Genomic DNA, 24,753 nt, shown 5'->3' on the forward strand with positions numbered 1-24,753 from the left:
CGCCTCTTCGATGCCACGTGTCACGCCCGCCCGGCGGTCACCGCGGAGCACCGTCACTGCCTGCCGCCGAGCGCGCGAGCGCCGGCTCCGTTTCATCGAGTTCGCCCAGCCAGCGCCGTATCTCGGCCGCGACGGCCGAGGTGGCCGCGCCGATGATCGAGAAATGGTCGGCGTCGAGCTCGACCGTCTCGCCGGTGTGCAGCCAGGCCGGCACCGGCTCGGCGAGGTCCAGCCCCGGCAGCGGCGTCGCGGCCCGCAGGTCGAACGTCGGCGCGGTGATCGGCAGCGGCAGGCGTTGCTCGAACAGCCGCGCGTATTTCGCCATGGCGACCAGGCCGTGATCCCCGATCTCGGTGACCTCGTGTCCGAGGTCGAGCACCGAGCCGATCGCGCTCAGCAACACCCGGCGGTTCTGCTCCGGATCGTCGGGTGAATACGTGTCCAGCAGGATCACCGCGGCCGGGCCGCGCCCGTCCCGCTCCAGCCGATGCGCGAGCGCGTGCGCGATCGCGCCGCCTGCCGAATAGCCGAGGAGCACGACCGGCCGCTCGTCACCGCGGTTGCGCACCGCCGCCGCCAGGTGATCCAGCAGCACCTCCCAGGATTCGGGCAGCGCCTCGCCCGGCTGCGTGCCGGGCAGGCGCAGCGCCGCGATCGTCCGGTCGGCACCGAGTTCCCTGGCCAGCCGGGCGAACTGGTGCGGTCCGGTGCCGACCACGAACGACGGGACACAGAGCAGGGTCGCCCGTCCGGTCCCCCTGCTCAGCGGAATCGGCGCCGTGCCGGCCACATCGGTGAAGGTGTCCACGAGTTCCGCGCTCTCCAGCAGCATCGGTATCGCCGCGCCGACCCGGCCGCGCCGGTGCGCGGCCAGCACCAGTTCGGTGAGCGCGCCCCTCGCCCCGGTTTCCACGGGCACTACGGCCGCGGGCGCGTCGGTGGTCACGTCCGCGGGCGCCATCTCCGGGATCCGGGAAACCAGGTACGCCGCCAGGGCCTCGCCGGTGGGATGGTCGAAGACGAGGGTCGACGGCAGCGTCAGCCCGGTGGTCTCGGCCAAGCGATTGCGGAACTCGATGCCCGCCAGAGAGTCGAATCCCAGCTCCGTGAACGGAGCCCGTGGATCGATCGCCTCGCCCGAGGTGTGGCCGAGGCTCGCCGCGATGTGCTCGCGCACGGCGGCGAGCACCACGCCGGGGCGCTCCGCTTCGGCGGTCGCGGCCAGTTGCCGTGCCAGCGACCGCGCTCCGCCCGCCCGGCGCGGCGCCGCGGTGACCAGGGCGCCGAGCATCCTGGGCAACGCGCCCGCCGCGGCGAGGGCGTTCAGCACCGCGGGATCCAGACGCGCGCCGACACCGGTCGGCTCGCCTCCGGCTATGGCGCTGTCCAGCAAGGACATTCCGTAGTCGTCGTCGAGTGGCATCAGACCCTCGCGGCGCATCCGCGCGATGTCGGTGCCGGTGAGGGTGCTCGTCATTCCGCTCTCCGCGCGCCACGGTCCCCACGCGAGCGAGGTGGCGGGCAGTCCGCGGTGGTGCCGGTGCTGCGCGAGCGCGTCGAGGAAGGCGTTCGCCGCCGCGTAGTTGGCCTGTCCCGGGCTGCCGATCGTGCCCGCGAACGAGGAGAACAGCACGAACATCGACAACTCGAGATCGGCGGTGGCTTCGTGCAGGTACCAGGCCGCGTCCGCCTTGGGCCGGAGCACGGCGGCGAGGCGCGCCGGGGTGAGGTCGGCCAGGAGTCCATCGGCGAGTGTTCCCGCGGTGTGCACGACGGCGGTCAGCGGATGTTCCGGCGCGATGGTCGACAGCAGCCGGTCGACCGCCGCCCGGTCGCTCACATCACAGGCCACCACCTGCACGTGCGCGCCCAGTCCGGCCAGTTCCGCCGCCAGTTCCGCGGCGCCCGGCGCGTCCGGGCCGCGCCTGCTCGCCAGCAGCACCCTGCGCACACCGTGCGCGGCGACCAGATGCCGGGCCGTGAGCCCGCCGAGGCTTCCGGTGCCGCCGGTGATCAGCACCGTGCCGTCGGGATTCGGTCGAGGAGCGGGCCTTCCGTGCTCGCCGGCCGCGCTCCGGCTCAACCGGGGCACGTACACGGCACCGTCACGCACGGCCGCCTGGGATTCGTCGGCCATGGCCAGCAGCGTCGCGACGGCACGGCGGTACCCCGCCCAGGCCGCCACGTCGACGAGGAGGATCCGGCCCGGGTTCTCGTGCTGTCCGCTGCGCAGCAGCCCCCACACCGCCGCTCCGGCGAGGTCCACCGGTGCTGTGGGTGTCACGGCGACCGCTCCGCGGGTGACGACGACGACACGGTTGTGGCGGGTCAGGAGTTCGGTGATCCCTTGCGCCGTATCGGTGAGCCGGGTGCGCAGCACATCGGGCACATCGCTGTCCGCCGGTGTGTCCTCGATCCGGAGCACCGCGACGGAACCTCCGTCTACGCGCACGATCTCGTCGTCGCCGACAAACGCCCAGTCCTCATCCACGACGAGTCCGGCGCGCTCCCCGGCCGGCGCGGGCACCCACCGGAGCCGATACGGGTCGTGCCCGGTGCGGGCGGCGCCGGCGGTCCGCAGCGCGTCGATCGGGATCGGGCGCATGGTCAACGCCGCGACCCGGAAGATCTGCTCTCCGTGCGCGTCGGTGAGCGTCACCGCGATCGGCTGGTTGTCCCGGTCCCCGGATCGGGGCTCGGCCGCGGCCAACCGTACCCGCGCCGCGCCCGCACCCACGGCGTGCAGGTCCACGTCCTCCCACGAGTAGGGGACGTAGATCTCGTCCGCGGCGGGCTCCCCGGTGAGCCCGGTGAACCGGATCGCGTGCAGCGCCGCATCCAGCAACGCCGGATGCAGCCCGAATCGGTCGGCCGCCGAATGCTCTTGTCCGGGCAGGCGCACCTCCGCGAAGACCTCGTCGCCGCGCCGCCACAGTGCGGTCAGCCCCTGGAACAACGGCCCGTGCCCGTAGCCGCGGTCGGCGAACTCGGTGTACATATCGCTGACGTCCACCGGCAGCGCCCCGGCCGGCGGCCAGGGTTCCGTCATGGGGGTCGTCTCGGCCGTCGTCGTCTGCGGGACAAGGGATCCGGTGGCGTGCCGGATCCATTCCGCCTGTTCCGGCGTGCCGACGCGATGCGGACGCGAATACACCGACACCGCACGCGCGCCGGTGTCGTCGGGGCCGTCCGCCAGCACCCGCAATTCGACCGAGCCGTCGGCCGGGACCGCCAGGGGCGCCGTCACCACGAGCTCGGCCAGGCGCGGATTGCCGGTCATCGCGCCGAGGTACAGCGCCAGCTCGGCGAAGGCCGTCCCCGGCAACAGCACGGTTCCGCCGATCATGTGGTCGGCCAGCCACGGATGGCTCGCCAGCGACAGACGGCCGGTCGCCACCACACCGCGGGAGTCCGGCAGCCAGACGGCGGCGCCGAGCAGCGGATGGTCGACCTCGTCCAGACCGGAGGACCGCACGTCGGGGGTGTGTTCGGTGGCGGTGAGCCAATACCGCTGATGATCGAACGCGTACGTCGGCAACGAAACTCGGCGCGCCGCGCTGCCCTCCCACAGCGGTTGCCAGTCCACCGCCAGCCCGGCGACGTGCGCGCGGGCCAGGAAGGTCACGAAGTGCCGCGCTTCCGCACCCACGCGGCGGCTCGCGGCGGCGGTCAGCCATCCGTTCGCGGCCTCGTCCCCGAGGCAGCCGCGGGTCATGGCCGTGAGCACGGCGTCCGGACCTATCTCGAGGAACCGGCGCGCGCCGGTGTCGGCCAACGCCCGGATACCGGGCGCGAACCGGACCGCGGCGCGGATCTGCCCGACCCAGTACTCCGGGTCGGTGAAGGTATCCCCCACGGCCCCGGTCACATTCGACACGATCGGCACCAACGGTTGCCGGTAGGTCAGTTCTCCGGCGACGGCGCGGAACGCGGCCAGCGCGGGTTCCATCCGCGCGGAGTGGAACGCGTGGCTCACCTTCAGTCGCGTCGTCTTGTGCCCCTGCGCCGCGATGGTCCGTTCCAGTTCGCCGATCGCGTCCTCGTCACCGGAGAGCACCACCGCCTCCGGTCCGTTCACCGCGGCGATCGAGGCGCGATCCCCGAAGCCGGTGAGCAGTGGCAAGGCATCGGTTTCCGGAAGGGACACCGCCAGCATGGCGCCGTCCTCCGGCAGCGCACCCATCAACCGTCCGCGCGCCGCCACCAGAGCGCACGCGTCCGGCAGCGACCACACCCCCGCCGCATACGCCGCCACCAGCTCGCCGATGGAGTGCCCGATCAACACGTCCGGGAACACGCCGAACGACTCCACCAACCGGAACAACGCCACCTCGAACGCGAACAACGCGGGCTGCGTCCACTCCGTCCGATCCAGCACACCCGACGGATCGGCGAACATCACCTCCCGCAACGACGGCGCCGGATCGCCGGTCGGGGCCGTCTGCGCCGCACCGGCGGCGTTCTCCCGCAGCCGGTCGAATTCGGCGCACACTTCGTCGAGCGCCTGGGCGAAGACGGGGTAGGACGCGTACAGCTCGGCGCCCATGCCCACTCGCTGCGAGCCCTGGCCGGTGAACAGGAACGCGGTCCTGCCCGAGCCTGCCGTCCCCTCGATCACACCGGACCCAGGACCGGCCGCCAATTCCGCGAGTCCCGCCAGCAATTGCTGCCGATCATCGCCGACGACGGCGCCGCGCCACTCCAGCTGCGCGCGGGTCTGCACCAGCGAGCGTCCGATGGAACCGGCATCGGCGTCCGGATGCTCGACCGCCCACGCGCGCAGCCGCTCGGCCTGCGCCCGCAGACCGGCCTCCGATTTCGCCGAGACCACCCACGCGATCACGCGGTCCGGCTCGGATCCGCGGTCGCGCACGGCGGGCTGTCGGTCGCGTGCGGGCGCTTCTTCGACGACGACGTGCGCGTTCGTCCCGCTGATCCCGAACGACGACACCCCCGCACGCCGTACCCGCTCCCCGGCGGGCCAGGGCTCCGCCTCGGTCAGCAACCGCACCGACCCCGCCGACCAATCCACATGCGGCGAGGGGGCATCCACGTGCAGCGTCTTCGGCAGCATCTCGTGCCGCAGCGCCTGCACCATCTTGATCACGCCGCCCACGCCCGAGGCCGCGACCGAATGGCCGATATTCGACTTCAGCGAGCCGACCCGCACGGGTTCGCGCCGACCCTGACCGTAAGTCGCGATCAAGGCCTGCGCTTCGATGGGATCGCCCAGCGGCGTTCCCGTTCCGTGTGCCTCCACCGCGTCGACGTCGGCCGGTTCCAGGCCCGCCGCCGCCAGCGCCGCCGCGATCACCCGCTCCTGCGACGGACCGTTCGGCGCGGTCAGGCCGTTCGACGCGCCGTCCTGGTTCACCGCCGAACCCCGGATCACCGCCAGCACCTCGTGGCCCGACCGCCGGGCGTCCGAAAGCCGTTCCAGGGCCAGCACGCCGACCCCTTCCGACCAGCCGACACCGTCCGCGGCGGCGGCGAAGGATTTACACCGCCCGTCGGGGGCCAGCCCCCGCTGCCGCGCGAAGTCCACGTACAGCTCCGGGCTGCCCGACACGGTGACTCCGCCGGCCAGCGCCAGCGACGTCTCCCCGTTCCGCAGCGCCTGGCAGGCCAGGTGCAGGGCCACCAAGGAGGACGAGCACGCCGTGTCCACCGTCATGGCCGGACCCTGCAGGCCCAGGACATAGGCCACCCGTCCCGAGGTGACGCTGTCGGAGTTGCCGGTCATCCGGAAGCCCTCGTACGCGCCGACCACCCGCTCGGAATAGCCGGACGGGGTGGCGCCGACGAAGACTCCGGTGTCACTGCCGCGCAGCGCGGTCGGATCGATGCCCGCGTCTTCCAAGGCTTCCCAGGCGGCCTCCAGCATCAGCCGCTGCTGCGGGTCCATGGCCGTCGCCTCACGGGGGCCGATTCCGAAGAAGGCGGGGTCGAACGCGCCCGCGTCGGTGAGGAATCCGCCCTCGCGCACGTAGGTGGTGCCGGGCTGGTCCGGGTCCGGATGGTACAGCCGATCGAGGTCCCAGCCCCGGTCCGTGGGGAACGGCGTGATCGCGTCCGTACCCGAGACCAGAAGCTGCCACAGCTGCTCCGCCGAACTCACGCCGCCGGGATACCGGCAGCTCATTCCGACGATGGCGATCGGCTCGTCGACCCGGGTCCGTGGCGTCATCCGCGCCGGGCGTGGCCGCGCGGCCGGAGCGTCGCCGATCCTGGACACGAGGAACTCCGCCACCACGCGGGCGCTCGGGTGATCGAACACCAGGGTCGAGGGCAGCGATAGTCCGGTGGCCTTGGCGAGGCGGTTCCGGAATTCCACACCCGCCAGCGAGTCGAAACCCAGCTCGGTGAACGCGGTCTCGGGGTCGATCGCCTCCGCCGAGGCGTGTCCGAGTACCGCGGCCGCCTGTTCCCGGGTGACGGCGAGGGCCACTTCGGCGCGGTCGGCGGGCGTGGCCGCGGCCAGCCGTCCGACCGGCTCCCCGCCGGTGCGGCCCGGCCGCGCCGACGCGGGGGCCAGCGCACTCAGCAGTGCGGGCAAGGCTCCCGCCTCGGCCTGCTCCGCCAGCCCCGATCGATCGAATTCCGCGCCCACCACCAGCGCCGACCCCGCGGTGAGCGAAGCGTCGAACAGCGACAGCCCCGTTGTGTCGCCGAGCGGGCGGAAACCCAAGCGCCGCAGCCGTTCCAACCCCGCCGGACCGAGGTCGGCGGTCATCCCGGTGCCCGCGTTCCACGGACCCCAGGCCACCGATACGGCGGGCAGGCCCGCGGTACGGCGCATCCGGACCACCGCGTCGGCGAACGAGTTCGCCGCCGCGTAGTTGCCCTGCCCGGGGGATCCGGCCAGCCCGGCGACCGACGAGAACACCACGAAGGCCGAGACTTTCGCGTCCCGCGTCGCGTCGTGCAGCAGCCAGGTCCCGTCCACCTTCGGGCGCAGCACGCGGTCCACCTGCGCGGCGGTCAGGGTCTCGACCGTCCCGTCATCGACCACACCCGCGGCGTGCACGATGCCGGACAACGGGAATTCCTCCGGTACCGCCGCCAGGACCGCGGCGAGGTCGCCGCGATCCGCGATGTCACACGCCTGGACGTCCACCTGGGCGCCCAGCGCCGACAGGTCCGCGACGAGTTCGGTGACCCCCGCGGCGTCAGGACCACGTCGCGAGACCAGCAAGAGTCGCCGAATCCCGTGCTCGGACACCAGATGTCGCGCGATCAGCGCGCCCAGACCGCTGGTGCCGCCGGTCACCAGCACCGTGCCCGTCCCGAACGAGATCGTCCCCGTTCCCGGTGCCGCCGCGATCCGGCGCACCCGGGGCACCGACAACCGGCCGTCGCGCACCGCGACCTGCGGTTCGCCCGCGGCCAGCGCCGCCGACACCGCCCCGGCGTCGATGTCGCCGTCCCGATCGATGAGCACGATCCGGCCCGGATGTTCCGCCTGCACGCTGCGCAGCAGACCCGCGACGGCAGCGGCCGCCGGGTCGGGCGATTCACCCGGCAACCCGAGCGCGTTACGAGTGACCACGACCAGCCGGGCGCGGTCGTACCGCGTATCGGTGAGCCACGACCGCGCCAGTTCCACTGTCCGCGTGACCCAGTGCCGGGCCGCTTCAGCCGGATCGGCGTCCACCGCTTCGGCGGTCTCGACTGCCCAGACGATCGTCGCCGCGTCCGGATCGCCGCCGTCCGGTTCGCGCGGGTCGGTGACGCGCAGGTCGATTCCCGCCACGCTGCCCGCGCCCAGCATCGCCATCGTTCCCGCCGGCCCGGCGTGGCCGGTGGACACCGGCACCCACTCCAGCCCGTGCAGCGGCACCGGCGCCGTATTCGACCGGACCCGATCCACGGTGCGCCGCTCGACCGGATGCACCACCAAGGAGTCCACGCTCAGCACCGGTGCGCCGTTCTCGTCCACGACATCCATCCGGATCCGGTAACCGCCGGACAGCACCGCGCGAACCCGCACCGGCCCGGAGCCCGACCGGACCGTCCGCAGCCCACCGACCGTGACCGGCAGCGGCACCCGTCCGGCGGGCAGGTCGTTCATGACGAAGTCGAGCGCGGGGTGCAGACAGGCGTCGAACAACGCGGGGTGGATACCGTAGCCCGATGCCCGCGCGGCGGTGACGTCGTCCAGCGATACTTCCGCGAACACTTCGTCGCCGCGTCGCCACGCCGCGCGCATGCCGCGGAAGGCGGGACCGTATTCCATGCCCAGGTGCGCGATCCGGCGATAGATCGCCTCTTCGTCGAGCTGTTCCGCGCCTGCGGGCGGCCAGATCCGATCCCAGCCGGTGGAGTGGCCGGGGCCGGGGTCGGCGGCGAGCACGCCACCGGCATGGGGGACCCACGCCTCGGCGTCGTCGAGGTCCGCGGTGCGGGAGTAGAGGGTGAAACGCCGCCGTCCGTCGGCTTCGGCCGCACCGACCGCCACCTGCACGTCGACGGTGCGCTCAGCGAGGGCGAGCGGGATGTCCAGTTGCATCTCCTCGACCGAGCGCGCTCCGAGCCGGTCGCCGATCGCCGACATCAGTTCGAGGTAGGTGGTCGCCGGGACCACCGGTGTACCGAACACCACGTGGTCGGCGACCCACGGATGCCGGGCATCCGACAGCTGTCCGGTGAACAGCCATTCGTCCTTGCCCGCCACCGGCACCGCGTCCAGCAGGATCGGATGATCGATGGAGCCCGCCGCGACCGGCCGGACCACGTCCAGCCAATAGCGCCGTCGCTGGAAGGCGTAGGTGGGCAACGCGAGACGCTTCGAAGACCGGCCCGCGAGCAAGGGCTCCCAGTGCACCTCGATGCCGCTGTTGTGGGCGTGGGCGAGGAAGGTCAGGAAATGCCGCACCTCGTCGACGCCGCGCCGTCCGGCCGCCGCGACCAGTGATCGGGCCCCGACCTCCTCGGGCAGGCACTGCCGCGTCATCGCGGCCAGCACGGCGTCCGGCCCCAGCTCCAGGAATCGCCGGACACCCAGGTCCACCAGGGTGTCGACACCTCGGGCGTAACGGACGGTGTCGCGCACGTGACCTGCCCAGTACAGGGAGTCGGAGAACGCCTCGCCGCCGACGACCCCGAACACGTTGGAGATCACCGGCAACAGTGGACTGCCGTAGGTGATTCCGGCCGCCAACGCCTCGAATTCCGGCAGCATGGGTTCCATCAGCGCCGAGTGGAACGCGTGACTGACTCGCAACCGGGTTGTCTTGACCCCCTCGGCGGCGAGTTCGAGTTCGAGTTCGGCGATGGCGTCCTCCGTGCCGGAGAACACGATCGCCGACGGCCCGTTCACCGCCGCGATGGACAGCCGCCCGCGGAATCCGGCGATGGCTTCGGCCGCCCGCTCCTGTGGAAGCGCGGCGGCGAGCATGGCGCCGCCTTCGGGCAACCCACCCATCAACCGCCCCCGCGCCGCCACCAACGCACACGCATCAGCCCTCGACCACACCCCCGCCACATACGCCGCCACCAACTCACCGATCGAATGACCGATCACCACATCCGGAACGATCCCGAACGACTCCACCAACCGGAACAACGCCACCTCAAAGGCGAACAACGCAGGCTGCGTGAACTCCGTACGATCCACCAAACCCCCACCCCCCACCCCGAACACAACATCCCGCAACGAAACCCCCAACAGCGGATCGAACTCCCCACACAACTCATCGAAAACCGCAGCAAACACCGGAAACGCCGCATACAACCCCGCCCCCATACCCACCCGCTGCGCACCCTGACCCGTGAACAAGAACGCGATCTTGCCGCCGACCGAAGCGCCTTCCGCCACCCCCGGTGACGAAACACCCGCCGCCAGGTCCGCCAGTCCGGTCAGCATGGCCTCGCGGTCGCCCGCGATGACGACGCCGCGCCGATCGAACCGCGTGCGCGTGGTCAGCAGGGTGTGCGCGACATCCGCCGGGTCCGCCTCCGGATGCGCCGCCACCCACTCGCGCAGCCGGGCGGCCTGCGCACGCAGTCCCGCTTCGGTTTTCGCCGACACCACCAGCGGCACCATGCCCGCGCCCGCGGCGGGACCGTCCGTGGTGACCGGCGCGGCGGCGTGCTCCGCGCCCGCGGCGGCCTCCTCGAGGATCAGGTGCGCGTTGGTGCCGCTGATCCCGAACGAGGACACACCGGCCCGGCGCACCCGGTCCACCGACGCGGGCCACGGCCGTTCCTCGGTGAGCAGCCGCACCGCGCCCGCCGACCAATCCACGTGCGGCGACGGCGCGTCCACGTGCAAGGTCTTCGGCAACGTCTCGTGCCGCAGCGCCTGCACGATCTTGATCACGCCGCCGATCCCCGAGGCGGCTTGCGAATGACCGATATTCGATTTCAGGGATCCGACCCACAACGGTTCCGCGCGCCCTTGTCCGTAGGTCGCGATCAGCGCTTGTGCCTCGATCGGATCACCCAGCGGCGTCCCGGTGCCGTGTGCCTCCACCACATCCACATCCGCGGGCGCCAACCCCGCCGCGGCCAGCGCCGAAGCGATCACCCGCTCCTGCGACGGACCGTTCGGCGCGGTCAAACCATTGCTCGCGCCGTCCTGATTCACCGCCGAACCGCGAATCACCGCCAGCACCTCGTGCCCCGCGCGCCGCGCGTCCGACAAACGCTCCAGCACCAGCACACCGACACCCTCGGACCAGCCCACGCCGTCCGCCGACGCCGAGAACGCCTTACAGCGCCCGTCGCGCGACAACCCGCGCTGACGGGAGAATTCCAAGAACATGAACGGCGTCGACATCACCTGCGCGCCACTGGCCAGCACCAGCGAACTCTCCCCTTGGCGCAGTGCCTGACAGGCCAGATGGATGGCCACCAGAGACGACGAACACGCCGTATCCACGGTTACCGCCGGACCTTCCAGACCCAGCGTGTAGGCGACCCGGCCGGAGAGCACGCTGCTGGTCGAGCCGGTGCCGACATAACCTTCCGCGATCGCGCCCGCGGCTTTGGCGATCTCCTCGTAGTCCTGGTACGACACGCCGGTGAAAACGCCCGCGTCGCTGCCGCGCAACGACGCCGGGTCGATGCCGGCGTGCTCCAGCGCTTCCCAGGACGCCTCGAGCAGTAAGCGCTGCTGGGGATCCATGGCCGCCGCCTCCCGCGGCCCGATCCCGAAGAATCCCGCGTCGAACTCCGCGACGTCGGAGAGGAAGCCGCCGTACCGCAGATACGAGGTCCCGGAATGGTCGGGATCGGGATGGAACAGCCGGTCCAGATCCCAGCCGCGGTCGGCCGGGAACTCGCCGATCGCGTCCGTTCCGGCCGCCACCAGCTCCCACAGCCCGTCGGGTGAGCTGACGCCGCCCGGGTACCGGCAGCTCATGCCCACGATCGCGATGGGCTCGTCGGTGCGGACGCGGCGTTTGACGCGGGCGGCGCGGCCCGCGTCCGCCTCGTCCCCGTCACCGACCCGGGAGCGCACGAACGCGGCCACGGCCGCGGCGGTGGGATGGTCGAACACCAGCGTGGACGGCAGCTGCACGCCGGTGGCCTTGGCGAGGCGATTGCGGAACTCCACCCCGGCCAGCGAATCGAAGCCGAGCTCGGTGAACGGCGCGGCGGGGTCGATGGCGTCGCCGGAGATATGGCCGAGCACACCGGCGACCTGTTCGCGCACGACGTCCAGCACGATCGCCGCACGCTCCTGTTCCGGCGCGGTGGCCAAGCGCCGCGCCAACGTCCCGCTCGTGTCGGCGGCCCGCCGCACGGGCACCGCGACGATCGACTGCAGCAGCCGCGGCAGCGCCCCTTCGCGGGCCTGCACCGCCAGCGCCTCGGTATCGAACTCCGTCGCGATCAGGACCGGCGACGGCGCGGCGAGGGCGCGATCGAACAGCGCCAAGCCGTCCGCCGTCGTCAACGGCCGCACGCCGAGCCGGCCCATCCGCGCCATCGCCGCGCCGCCCAGACCGCTGGTCATGCCGATGCTCTGGTTCCACGAGCCCCACGCGATCGATACCGCGGGCAGGCCCGCCGCGCGCCGCCGGAACGCCAGCGCGTCCAGGAACGCGTTCGCCGCAGCGTAGTTGCCCTGGCCGGGAGCGCCGACCGCACCCGCGACCGAGGAGAACAGCACGAAGGCCGCGAGGTCGCGGGTCAGCTCGTGCAGATGCCACGCGGCGTCGGCCTTCGACGCCAGCACCCGATCGAGCTGCCCGGCGGTCAAGGTCTCGATGGTGGCGTCGTCGAGCACACCCGCGGAATGGATCACCGCGCTGGGCGCGAATTCGCCGGACAGTCCGGCCAGCAGCGCCGCGACCGCGGCCCGATCGCTCACGTCGCAGGCCGCCACGCGCACCCGCGCGCCCGCGGCGGTCAGCTCGCCGACCAGCGCGGCCACCCCGTCGGCGTGTTCACCGCGCCGCGACACCAGCACCAGTCGCCGCGCGCCGTGCGTGGCGACGACGTGCCGCGCCACCTCCGCTCCCAGTCCGCCGGTGCCGCCGGTGATCAGCACCGCGCCCGGGCCGAACGAATCGCCGTCCGCCGTCACCGCCGCGTGCTGCTTGCGCAGCCGAGGGACGCGCAGTCCACCGCCGCGCACGGCCAGCTGCGGTTCGTCCGACCGCACCGCCGCGGTGACCACCTCGGCGGTGACGTCGTCCTCCGGAGCGGCGTCCAGGAGAACGAACCGGCCGGGGTGCTCGGCCTGGGCACTGCGCACCAGGCCGCACACCGCCGCGCCCGCCGGGTCCGGCCGCTCGTCCGGCAGGCCGGCGGCTCCCCGCGTCAGGATCACCAGTCGCGCCTCGCGCCCGCGTTCCCCGGCCTGCCACGCCCGCAACAGCTCCAGCGTCGCCCGCAGCCAGGCTCGCGTCCGTGCCGGCGCGTCGCTCCCTGCCCCGGTGGGCGACCACACGACGATCTCCGGCGCCTGGTCGCCGAGCAGATCCGCGAGTTCCTCGCCGCGGCGCTCGGCACCGGCCACCTCGGCGTCGCCGAGCAGCGCGACCGTCGCGGCCGTCCCGCCCGGGGCCGCAGGCACCGGGACCCATTCGATGTCCGACAAGGAGGCGCGCCGCCCGGCCCCGCGGCCGAGCGCCTCGGCATCCACCGGGCGAGCGGTGAGCGATTCCAGGCTCAGCACGGGCGCACCGGTGTCGTCGACGGCGGTCACCCGAACGCGTCCGGCGCCCGAGCGCTCCAGCCGCACCCGGACGGCGGCCGTCCCCGCGCGGTACAGCCGGACCCCGCCGAACGAGAACGGCAGCGGCAGCCTGCCCGCGGGCATGTCCTGGGCCAGTTCGGTGATCGCGGTGTGGAAGGCGGCGTCCAGCAGGGCGGGGTGCATCCCGAAAGCCGGTGCCTGATCGCCCGATTCGGCTGGCAGCGACACCTCCGCGAGCAGGTCGTCACCGTCACGCCAGGCCGACGTGACGCCCTGGAACACCGGGCCGTAATCGAACCCGAGGCGCGCCAACCGGTCGTAGAGCCGGTCCACCGGCACGGGTTCGGCCTCGGCCGGCGGCCATTCCGCGTCCTCTGCCGAGGCGGACCAGCTCGATTCGACCCACGCGGGAACACCTTCCGTCCCGGGGGCGAGGACACCGTTGGCATGCGGCACCCACTCGCCCGCATCGGCATCCTCGGCCGCGACCGCGCGCGAATAGATGACGAACCGGCGCCCGCCCGCCTCGTCGGCGGGTTCGACGGTCAGCTGGACGTCGACCGCCGTGTCGTCGGCGAGCAGCAGCGGCGCCTCCAGCAGCAGTTCCTCGACGAGATCGGTGCCGAGCCGGGCGCCCGCGGTCAGCGCCAGTTCCACGAAGGCGGTGCCCGGCAGCAGCACCGACCCGAAGGCGACGTGGTCGGCCAGCCACGGATGCGTCCGCACCGACAGCCGGCCGGTGAACAGCCATTCGTCCCGCCCGGCCAACGGCACGGCGCCGGTGAGCATCGGATGATCCGATGACTTCAGTGACGCCTCGATCGCGAGCGGTTCCAACCAGTACCGCTGTCGTTGGAACGCATACGTCGGCAGGGCCACGCGGGTCAGCGGCCGGCCGGCGAACAGCGGCCGCCAGTGCACGTCGATACCGGCCGTGTGGGCGTGCGCGAGCATGGTGACGTACTGCGTCACCTCATCGGCCGAACGACGTGACGCGGCGGTCACCATCGACTCGGCTTCCACCTCCGGATGTTCGGCCAGGCACCGGCGTGTCGTCGCCGCGAGCACCGCGTCCGGGCCGATTTCGACGAAGCGGCGGACGCCGGCGGCCACCAGGGCGTCCACCCCCGGCGCGAACCGCACACAACCGCGCAACTGCTCGACCCAGTATCCCGGGTCGGTCAGTTCGGCCTCGGCGAGCACGCCGGAGACATTCGATACCACCGCGACCGTGGGCGTCCGGTACGTCAGCCGCTGGGCGACGGCGCGGAATTCGGCCAGCATGGGGTCCATCCGCGCGGAATGGAACGCATGGCTGACACGCAGCCGGGATGTCTTGACGCCCGCATCCGACAGCTGTCGCTCGACTTGATCGACGGCGTCCGCGTCACCGGAGATCACGACCGACGACGGGCCGTTCACGGCTGCCACCGACAGCGCGTTCCCGTGCGCGGCGATGAGCTCGACGGCGCGCTGCTCGGTCACCGCGGCGGCGAGCATGGCGCCGCCTTCGGGCAACCCACCCATCAACCGCCCCCGCGCCGCCACCAACGCACACGCATCAGCCCTCGACCACACCCCCGCCACATACGCCGCCACCAACTCACCGATCGAATGACCGATCACCACATCCGGAACGATCCCGAACGACTCCACCAACCGGAACAACGCCACCTCAAAGGCGAACAACGCAGGCTGCGTGAACTCCGTACGATCCACCAAACCCCCACCCCCCACCCCGAACACAACATCCCGCAACGAAACCCCCAACAGCGGATCGAACTCCCCACACAACTCATCGAAAACCGCAGCAAACACCGGAAACGCCGCATACAACCCCGCCCCCATACCCACCCGCTGCGCACCCTGACCCGTGAACAAGAACGCCGTCTTCCCCGGTAAGCCGACACCGTCGAGCGCACCATCTGCGGCGCCGGCCGCCAGCTCCGCCAATCCGGACAGCAACTGGTCTCGATCGCCGCCGACCACCGCGGCGCGGCGGTTCCATTGCGCCCTGGTCTCGATCAGCGCGGACGCCACGCTCCACGGGTCGGCGTCCGGATGTCCGAGCAGCCACTCGTGCAACCGGGCTGCCTGGGCGCGCAGCGCCTCCTCTGTCTTAGCCGACACGAGCAACGGCACGGCGTCGGCCGCGCAAGCGGGCCCGGCGTCGCGGTCCGCCGGCTCGTCGCCGGATACCGGCGCGGGCGCTTCCTCCACGATCACATGCGCGTTCGTCCCACTGATCCCGAACGACGAGACACCCGCCCGGCGCACCCGTTCTCCGGCAGGCCACCGCTCCGCCTGCGTCAACAACCGCACCGAACCCGCCGACCAATCCACGTGCGGCGACGGCGCGTCCACGTGCAAGGTCTTCGGCAACGTCTCGTGCCGCAGCGCCTGCACCATCTTGATCACGCCGCCGACACCCGCCGCCGCCTGCGAATGACCGATGTTCGACTTCAGCGAGCCGATGCGCAGCGGCTCGTCGCGCTGCTGTCCGTACGCGGCGATCAGTGCCTGCGCCTCGATCGGATCGCCGAGCGAGGTGCCCGTGCCGTGTGCCTCCACCGCGTCCACGTCCGTGGGCGTCAGCCCGGCCGCGGCCAGCGCGGCCGCGATCACCCGCTCCTGCGACGGACCGTTCGGCGCGGTCAATCCGTTGCTCGCGCCGTCCTGATTCACCGCAGATCCACGAATCACCGCCAGCACCTCGTGCCCCGCGCGCCGCGCGTCCGACAAACGCTCCAGCACCAGCACACCCACGCCCTCGCCCCAGCCCACGCCGTCCGCCGACGCCGAGAACGCCTTACAGCGCCCGTCCGCCGACAACCCACGCTGCCGGGAGAATTCGATGAACAGGAACGGCGTCGACATCACCGTGACGCCACCGGCCAGCACGAGGGATGTCTCGCCGCGGCGCAGGGCCTGGCAGGCCAGGTGGATGGCCACCAGCGACGACGAACACGCTGTATCCACCGACACGGCGGGGCCTTCCAGGCCCAGCGTGTAGGCCACCCGGCCGGAGACCACGCTGCCCGTCGAACCGATTCCCGCGTAGCCCTCCGCGATGGGTCCGGCCGCTCTGGCGGTGTGCTCGTAGTCCTCGTACATCACGCCCGCGAATACGCCGGTATCGCTGCCGCGCAGCGAGGTCGGGGCGATACCGGCGTTCTCCAGCGCTTCCCAGGAAGCCTCCAGCAGCAGCCGCTGCTGCGGGTCGGTCGCCGCCGCCTCCCGGGGACCGATGCCGAAGAATCCCGCGTCGAAGTCGCCCGCGTCCCGCAGGAAGCCACCCGAACGCGTGTACACCTTTCCGAACCGGTCCGGGTCCGGGTCGAACAGCCCCTCCAGATCCCAGCCCCGGTCGGCCGGGAACTCGCCCACGGCGTCCACTTCCGCCGCGACCAGCTCCCACAACTGCTCCGGCGACGCGGCCCCGCCCGGATACCGGCAGCTCATGCCGACGATCGCGATCGGTTCGTCGATCTTCTCCCGCAGCTGGGTCAGATCGTCGCGCGTCGTCATGAGTTCGACGGTGACCTTCTTCAGGTACTCCAACATGCGGTCGGACGAGTCGCCAGCGCCGTTGTCCACGTTTCACATCCCGGGTATCGCAGGGTCGACAAAGAAACCCGGCGGCGCGAGCAGCGGCGCGGGTTCGCAAGAACTACCGAGTGGTTCGGTCAGGTATCGGTGCCGAAGCAGCCGGTCGAGGCGCCCGCGAGCGGCAGACGAGGCCGGCGCGCGTCGCGACCGCGTATTTCCACGGAGGAATGTTTCTCCGCGGTTATCGAGATGGACATCTCGACGTCACCCTCAGTGACGGAAAAGCCGACACAGCGGAACATCCTGTGTACCACGGATCTTTATCCGAGGCGAGCACCTTACTTCCCAGAGCTGAGAAGACGAATCCATAGCACATTTGCAATCTTTCTTCGGCAGGCAAAGCGCCAGGACAAGCGTCCAGTCGCGTGCTGAGCGTTAGCCTGCCAGCCGTTCCGCTTTCCCGCAAGTGATCCGCGAACCGCTCGTTCGCGCAAAGATCCGGCGCGCGTTCCCAGGCCCCCGAGGTCGAATCAGGGAGGTCCCTGCGGCCTCGAAGCGGCCGCGCGAATGCACCGCACCGGACCGATTGCCGCCATGGCATGTGCGAACGCCGAGCGTGCACGCCACTTCACCGGACGAGCAAACCACGGACCAGAACCCCCGCGGCGCTGCGGATCAGCGGCCTGAGCCGTGCCGCGTCCGAGCGAAGCACACCGGCCGACTCCGGCCCGCGCCGCGCAGCGATGCGACAGAACCGTTTGCTGAAAACCTCGACTACTCGGCTCTCACCGAGGGCCCCGATAGGAAACACTGCGAAATCGACTTCTCGGCGAATACCTGAAAAACACGCCGCAATACGGTTGCGGCCGCCCGTCCGGGCGAAATTCGCCTGAGTGCAGATACCGGCGCAGCGAGATTCAACCCATCTCGACCGCACTTCGCGCTTGCAAACCGATCCGCAACGGATACAGCGCACAGTTCTCCACCTAGCCGGTTTACCGTCATTTTATAACGATCATTTTGTTCACGCCATTGAACAAAACTCGATTCGGCTTATTCTACGAATATTCGGCAGAGGCGAACGGTTGGCGTCCCGGAGAATTTCGGCAACGGGTCGGATGCCATACCGGACTACCGGGCGAGCCGGCAGTTCCGATCGAGGGCGTGCCTCTCGGCGGATGCCCTCACCCACCGGGGGCGCACCCGGCTAGAGAAGATCTCGGATCCAGCCGACCCACGCCGGACCAACTGCGGCCCCGAACTGTTCGGAGTCACGGCGCTGTGCAGGCAACGGCTGCGTGCAGGCGGAAACAACGCCGAGCGGATCGGCGGTGGCGGCGAAGCCACCGGAGCACTTCCTTCGGCTGCCCTCGAAAAAGTCTGAGCCGGTGGACTTCTCGGCTCGTCACAGCAGACAGCGCCGACATCCGGGACCGTGGCGGTCCCGGATGTCGGCACTGAAAAGGTCCAGAAACCCCGATGCCCACCGAGCAGCGGGTGCGAGGAGCCGCTCGGTGGGCATACCGCCCGCGCAGGGGACGTGCGCGCCGGACAGAGGCGGGTTGAGGGATCCCGTCCGGCGGGCAGCACGCGTGGCGGTCGGTGCTCCCGTCGAGCGGCGGACGGAGTCGGGGCACGAGCCACGCCGCTCGACGGGAGCAGGTCATTCGGTGATCACAGCGAGCCTCCGCCGCCGAGCAACCACGGGTTGAAGGTGCAATCCAGATTCGGATGTCCGGCCGGGTCCAGTGCGCGCAGCGCGATGGACAACGCCCGCGGCGAATACATCATCGTGAGGTGGTCGGACACGTCTTGTTCGCATCCGTCCTGCAGCGTGATGTTCTGCACCGTCACACCGGGCGCCGGCTTCAGGAAGGTCAAATCGTAGGGATTGGTGATTTCGTCATAACGGGTGCCGACGACGGTGTAGTCGACACCGGAAATGGTGTCGCCGCCCTCGTTGAGTTTGTTGACGAAGTCCGAGCCGATCGTCTGCTGGATGCCGGCGTGGCCGACGAAGATCTCGATGAAGCCGAGGATGTCGATACCGAAGTTGTTGATCGCCCGGCCCAGCGCACCGATGCCGTCCAGACTGGTGCCGTGATGCGTGGCGCCGTAGGTGATCAGGTTCTTCACCTTGGCCGCGCCGCCCTCGAACTTCGTGTACCAGTTCGACATCGACCCGCCCTGGGAATGCGCGACGAGGTCCACCTCCGACGCCCCGGTAGCGGCCAGCACCCGATCGACGAAGGTGGCCAGCTGCTTGGCCGAGTCCTGGATGTACCCGGTGCCCATCACGCCCGGCAGCACCGAGCCGAGACCACCGCCCTCGAGCAGGTTGGACCGGCCGTAGTTGAAGGTGAAGGTGCAGAAGCCCGCGTCCTTGATGGGCTGCCCCATGAAGGCGAAGCCGTTGTAGGCGTTCATCCAGGTGCCGTGCACCAGCACCACCGGGCGCGGATGCTCGGCAGTCGGCTTGCAGTTCCAGTCGTTGGCCCCCGGCGGCGCGACGTCCGGATGGGTGAGCCCGTAGCCGAACGCGGCCAGCCACGAGGTCATCGGCGGACCGTAGCCGACGGTGTCGCTGGCGTAACCGCCGGAGGACCCGGAGCTGCTGCCCGACCCGCCGTAGCAGTCGCCGGAACCGTTGCCCGAGCCCGCGCCACTGCCCGAGGTGCATGCCGAGCCGGTGCCCGCGCTGCCCGAATCCGCCACCGGCGCCACCTTGCGGCCCGCCGCGATGTAGTCGGCCAGCTGTTGTTCGGTGGGTTTCGCCTCCGGCGCCGCGTTGGCGCCCGAGGCGCCGACGGCGAGCACCGACACGCTCAACAGCACCGCCGCCAAAGACGAGCGCCCGTAGGTACTTCGTTTCATGAGTTGCCTTCCTGCAGAACCACGGTGTTCGACCACCGGCGCCGTTTTCGCTGGTCATCGGCACCGAAGCTGCGCCAACGCTAAAACCGCCGAACGCGGCGTCCTATGCGGAACGGCTGGGTCTGGAGAGCTCACGAATGCGATTTGTCCCGGCTAGGGATGCGACACAAAGGGCGCGTAAAGGGCGATCCCGCAATTCCTCCGATAGGGCAGACGGCACAAGCGGGCGGTGCGGGAACGGTGAATTATCCAGATCACCAGGCGATTACGGTTCCGCAACGACCGGCGGCCGCATCATGGATGGACGCTGCACCCCAGCCATCGGTGGCCATCCGATGGCTAACCGCTTGGAGATCCCTTGTCCGCCAATCCGGTTCCCCTCGCCCGCGCCGTGCTGGGCGCGCTCGCGGTCACCGCCGCGCTGATCCACCTGCCGCACGCCCACGCGGACAACTCGGGATCCGCCGACGCCGAGCCCGCGAGCGCCGCGCCCTTCGCCCTCCTCCCCGGGCCGTCGCCCACGGTGCACGGGCCGGTTACCGCCATCGTCGTGCTCGGCTACGGGCTGCTGCCCGACGGCGGCATGCGCCCGGAGCTGATCGACCGGCTGCGCGCCGGATACCTGCAGGCCCTGCTGGCCCCGGTCTCGCCCGTCATCGTCACCGGCGGCAACGCGCGCAACGGCATCACCGAGGCACGGGCCATGGCCGACTGGCTGATCGCCCGCGGCATCCCGGCGGCGCGGATCCACCTCGAGCCGGAGGCCGACACCACCGCGCAGAACGCGGCGCGCTCGGCCACGATCATGCGCGCGATCGGCGCGCACGACGCCGTGGTGATCACCTCCGCCGACCACGTCGACCGGGCGGTGGGCACCTTTCACGACGCCGGGGTGGACGTCGTCGGCACCGTCACTCCCGAGCAGCTGCCGTCCCGGATCTGGCGGTTCGGTCCCTTCGCGTGAGCGCGAGCCCACAGCGATCCACCGTTTTCGCAATACAGGAGCAATCATGAACGACATCGCGGTGCATCCGGCCGATCAGGCGAGGTCGCTGGTCGACCACCGTTACCGTTCCACCTTTCGCTATGAAGTGGAACGGGAAAAGATCCGCGAATTCGCCCGTGCCGTCCAGGATTCCCATCCGGCACACCGGAGCGAGGCCGCCGCGGCCGAACTCGGCTTTCCCGGACTGATCGCGCCCGCGACGTTCAGCGCGATCATCCTGACCAGAGTGCACCGCGAAATTCTGGACACGCTGATCACCGGTTACGACCCCACCCGGATCCTGCACGCGGACCAAGTTTTCGACTTCGGCAGGCCGTTGGTCGCGGGCGACCGCCTGACCTGTGACATCTACTTCGAATCGTTCCGGCACTTCGGCGATTACGACGTCCTCGCGATCAAGAGCGTGCTGATCGACCAGCACGGCGCGGTGGTGCAGACCGGCTCCAGCGCGCTGCTCGCGCGCGTCGGCGGGCGCGATCCGGGGTTGGCCGACGCCGTCCGGAAAGTCGCCATGGGACAGCGTTTCCCGGACGCGACGGCCCGCGGCAGCGCGGTGGTCCCGGCCGCGGCGGACCATCTCACGCCGTCACCGGCCCGCCGCACCCCACGGCCGCGCATAGCGTTCGCCGACTTGTCAGTCGGCACGGAACTGCCCGTCCGCACCATGCGCCTGTCCCGGGGCGACTTGGTGAACTATGCCGGAGTGACGGGCGAGTCCAATCCGGTGCTGTTCGACGAACGGGTCGCCGTCGCCAGCGGCCTGCCGACCGTGGTCGCGCCCGGCATGCTGAAACTCGGCATGGCCACCTCGTTCCTCAGTTCCTGGCTCGGTGACCCCGCCGCGGTCACCCGTTTCCGTGCGCAGTTCGCGCACAACACCCACCACCTGCGCATTCCACCGCTGGGGGTGGGCACGATCCAATTCCGCGGCCGGGTCACCTCGATCGATCCGCGCAAGCGGCGGGCGACCATCGCGGTCGACGCCCGCGCCGAGGGACGCAGGCTGTTCGGCTACGCCGCCGCCGAGGTACTTTTCCCGTAGCCGGCGGCCGTCAAGCGGCGGTACCGGCGCGCGCCCCGGCTCGATCGCCCGCGCCGCCACGCGGCAAGCCGGCGAGCAGTGCCAGGCGGCGATGCGATTCCAGCCGCGCGGCTCGATCGTAGGTGCTGGTGTGCACGAGGATCTCGTCGGCGCCGGTCCGGCGCACCAGCCGGGCCAGTTGTCCGGCGACCTCGTCCTCGGTGCCGTACAGTTGGCCGCGCAGCCCGTCATCGACGAGCCCGCGCTCCCGATCGGTCATGCCGTGCGCCTCGATCTCCGCGGGCGGCAGCAGGGGCGGGAACTCCCCACGGGTACGCGCGTACGCGGCCGACCACGCCTCCGGCAGCAAGAGCCGATAGGCCTGCGCGGTGGTGTCGGCGATGACGACCGAACCGGACACTACGACGTAAGGGGTGGCGCCCGCCGGACCGGGGCGGAACTCGGCACGATAGCGCTCGATGGCCTCGACCATGCGGTCCTCGCCGCCGACCGCGGCGATCACCAGCGGCAACCCGAACCGGGCCGCCCGCTCGGCGCCGGACCCGGTCGCCAGCAGGAAAGCGGGAACACGCAGCCCCTGCGCGGGCCAGGCGTGCACACCCCGCCTGCCTTCGCCGAAGTACGCCAGGAGTTCGGCGAGCTGGGCGTCGAAGTCCTCCGCGTCGCCCTTGTCGTGCCCGAGCGCGCGCCGCACCCCGTCGGTGAATCCGACCGAGCGGCCCAAGCCCATGTCGATGCGTCCCGGGTACAGCGATTCCAGCACGCCGAACTGTTCGGCGACCACCAAAGGCTGGTGGTTGGGCAGCATCACGCCGCCCGTGCCGACCCGGATCCGCGCGGTGGCCGCCGCCACCGCGGCCGCCAGCACGGTCGGCGCCGACCCGGCCACTCCCGGCACACTGTGATGCTCGGAGACCCAGAAGCGGTGATAACCCCATTCCTCGCTGAGCCGCGCGAACTCTACCGTCTCCCGCAATGCGGCCGGATGGCTCTGACCGCGCCGGACGCGCGAGCGATCGAGGACGGAGAACCGGACAGTGGACAGCGCCGAGGTCATATCGGTGTCAACGCGAGCGCGCCGCGCTGATTCCGCCCGCGGTCAGGAGGACGCGGGCACCCCCAGCGCCTGCGCCAGCACCCGCCACGCCCGCGGCAGCTGCGCCTGGAAATCCGGCCACGTGTGCATGCCCTCCGCGGTGTACTCCACGGTGGCGGGAATGCCCAGTTCCGACAGCCGGCCGGCGAACCGCTCGGTGCAGGCGCGAGCGCCCGCCTCCAGCGCCGCGCCGCCGCCCGCGGTGCGCAGCGCCTCCGCGACCGTCGGGGAATTCGCGATCGCCACCAGGTCGGCGCCGGTCGGCAGACCGGCGGCCGCCGAGAGGTAGATCGCGGTGTCGCGCAGGCGTTCGGCGTGCAGCAGGCTGTCGTGCGCGGCCCATTCCGGCGAGCTCGGCGGGCCCCAGAGGTTCTCGACGTTGCCGCCGCGTGAGGCGACCGTGATGGTGGTGACTGCGTGCCCGAGCGGGTCGGCCGTGGAATAGCACCCGCTCATCCCGGCGACGGCGCGATACCAGCCGGGGTGGCGCTGGGCGAGCATCATCGCCGCCTGCGCGCCCATCGAGACCCCCGCGATGGCCCGGCGCCCGTCGGTGCGCAGCAGCGATTCCACGATCGGCGGGAGCTCGGTGGTGAGAAAGGTCTCCCAGCGGTTGAGCCCCAGCGCGGCGTCCTGCCGCATCCAGTCGCTGTACATGCTGCCGGTACCGCCGCCGGTGAGCACCACGTCGACCGGTTTGCCCGCGAAGAATTCGGCGGCACCGCCCTTGGTCAGCCACGCCGACGTGGCGTCGCCGTCGACGCCGTCGAGCAGATACAGCACCGGACGCGGCCCGTCGCCGCTGCCGCGCAGCACATCGACGGTGATGATCCTGCGCATCGCCGCGGAGGCGATCGACAGGCGTTCATGACCGGCCCCGGCCTGCTCGATCGAGAGCAGCCCGGTCCGCGTCATGGCCGGGTCCACCGCGGGTGGCGGGGTCGCGGGCACCGGATCGGCGAGCACGGGCGCGGCGCCGACGGCGGCGATGAGGGCCATCGCCGCCGCGGTCATCGGCACACGCGGGCTCATCCTGCCGCGGCGGCCCGCTCCGCCTGTCTGGCCGCCGCGCGTTCGCGCTGCTCCTCGAACCGCCGCGCCCGGATCTCGAGCTCGGTGAGATAGGTGTGCAGTTCGTCGCGCGCGCGTTCGCCGTCGCCGGTCAGATCGGTGCGTTCGAAGACCTGCCACGCGCGCAGCACCGGACGCACCACCACGTCGAGATGCTGGCGCAGGTCGTAGATGCCGTGCTTGGCCAGCAGCACCGCGTTGCGCCGGAAGTTCGGCTGGGTCGCCCCGGGCATCTGGAAGCGGGTGACCACGGAGGTGATCGCGCGCAGCGCTTCGTTCGGCACCAGGTCCAAGGCCGCGGCGCTGATGTTCCGGTAGAAGATCATGTGCAGGTTCTCGTCGGCGGCAACTCGCTGCAGCATACGCTCGGCGAGCGGTTCCTCGCAGGCCGCTCCGGTATTCCGGTGGCTGATCCTGGTCGCCAGCTCCTGCAAGGTGACGTAAGCCACCGAACGCAGGAACTGCTGTTCGCTATCGGGTTTGGCGAACCCGGTCGTCATGTGCGCCATCCTCGCCTGCTCCAGCGACACCGGATCGACCGCGCGGGTGACCACCAGATAGTCGCGCATCACGATGGCGTGGCGGTTCTCTTCGGCGGTCCACCTGCCCACCCAGGTACCCCACACGCCGTCCCGCGAGAACGAGTCCGAGATCTCCCGGTGATACGACGGCAGATTGTCCTCGGTGAGCAAATTGGTGATCATCGCGGTCTGCGCGACCTCGGACAGACGGGATTGGCCCGGCTCCCAATCGATTCCGCCGAGGGCGGCGAAATTGCGGCCGTCGTCCCACGGCACGTAGTCATGGGGATTCCATGATTTCGCCTTGCGCAGATGGTCATTGAGCAGGCGTTCGGCAGTCGGCTCGAGTTCGCGCAGAATATCGCGATCGGACAATGCGGTGGTCACTCGCACTCCTTTGCTCACCCTCGACATCAGGGCACACTCGACGATAGCGGGGGAAAA

7 protein-coding genes are annotated in these 24,753 nt (G+C 71.0%); 2 read left to right on the forward strand and 5 right to left on the reverse strand.

Annotation, left to right across the window (positions count from 1 at the left end; genetic code table 11):
• Window positions 1–37: 37 nt before the first annotated feature.
• A complete protein-coding gene (locus QMG86_RS17810) occupies window positions 38–16,747 on the reverse strand; it encodes a type I polyketide synthase (protein ID WP_281873419.1) in 16,710 nt (5,569 codons plus the stop codon).
• A gap of 1,626 nt (window positions 16,748–18,373) precedes the next feature.
• Complete coding sequence (locus QMG86_RS17815) at window positions 18,374–19,573, reverse strand: esterase/lipase family protein (RefSeq protein ID WP_281873420.1); 1,200 nt, start codon at window positions 19,571–19,573, stop codon at window positions 18,374–18,376.
• Between the two features lie 358 nt (window positions 19,574–19,931).
• Here QMG86_RS17815 and QMG86_RS17820 point away from each other — a divergent pair, with 358 nt between their 5' ends.
• Together QMG86_RS17820 and QMG86_RS17825 are read left to right on the forward strand one after the other, a co-directional pair.
• A complete protein-coding gene (locus QMG86_RS17820; protein ID WP_281873421.1) occupies window positions 19,932–20,537 on the forward strand; it encodes a YdcF family protein in 606 nt (201 codons plus the stop codon).
• 46 nt (window positions 20,538–20,583) lie between these two features.
• A complete protein-coding gene (locus QMG86_RS17825; protein WP_281873422.1) occupies window positions 20,584–21,621 on the forward strand; it encodes a fused (3R)-hydroxyacyl-ACP dehydratase subunits HadA/HadB in 1,038 nt (345 codons plus the stop codon).
• A gap of 10 nt (window positions 21,622–21,631) precedes the next feature.
• Here QMG86_RS17825 and QMG86_RS17830 read toward each other — a convergent pair whose 3' ends face one another.
• The 3 genes from QMG86_RS17830 to QMG86_RS17840 are packed head-to-tail and all read right to left on the reverse strand — an operon-like array spanning window position 21,632 to window position 24,696.
• Window positions 21,632–22,678, reverse strand: coding sequence for an LLM class flavin-dependent oxidoreductase (locus QMG86_RS17830; protein WP_281873424.1), 1,047 nt, complete (start codon window positions 22,676–22,678; stop codon window positions 21,632–21,634).
• A gap of 42 nt (window positions 22,679–22,720) precedes the next feature.
• Window positions 22,721–23,731 (reverse strand): alpha/beta hydrolase, encoded by a 1,011-nt coding sequence (locus tag QMG86_RS17835; RefSeq protein ID WP_281881003.1) that lies wholly within the window; start codon window positions 23,729–23,731, stop codon window positions 22,721–22,723.
• A 14-nt stretch (window positions 23,732–23,745) separates the two neighbouring features.
• Window positions 23,746–24,696 (reverse strand): acyl-ACP desaturase, encoded by a 951-nt coding sequence (locus QMG86_RS17840; RefSeq protein ID WP_281873427.1) that lies wholly within the window; start codon window positions 24,694–24,696, stop codon window positions 23,746–23,748.
• Window positions 24,697–24,753: the final 57 nt, after the last annotated feature.

Origin of the sequence: Nocardia sputorum (assembly GCF_027924405.1) — a bacterium.
GTDB classification, from domain to species: Bacteria; Actinomycetota; Actinomycetes; order Mycobacteriales; family Mycobacteriaceae; genus Nocardia; species Nocardia sputorum.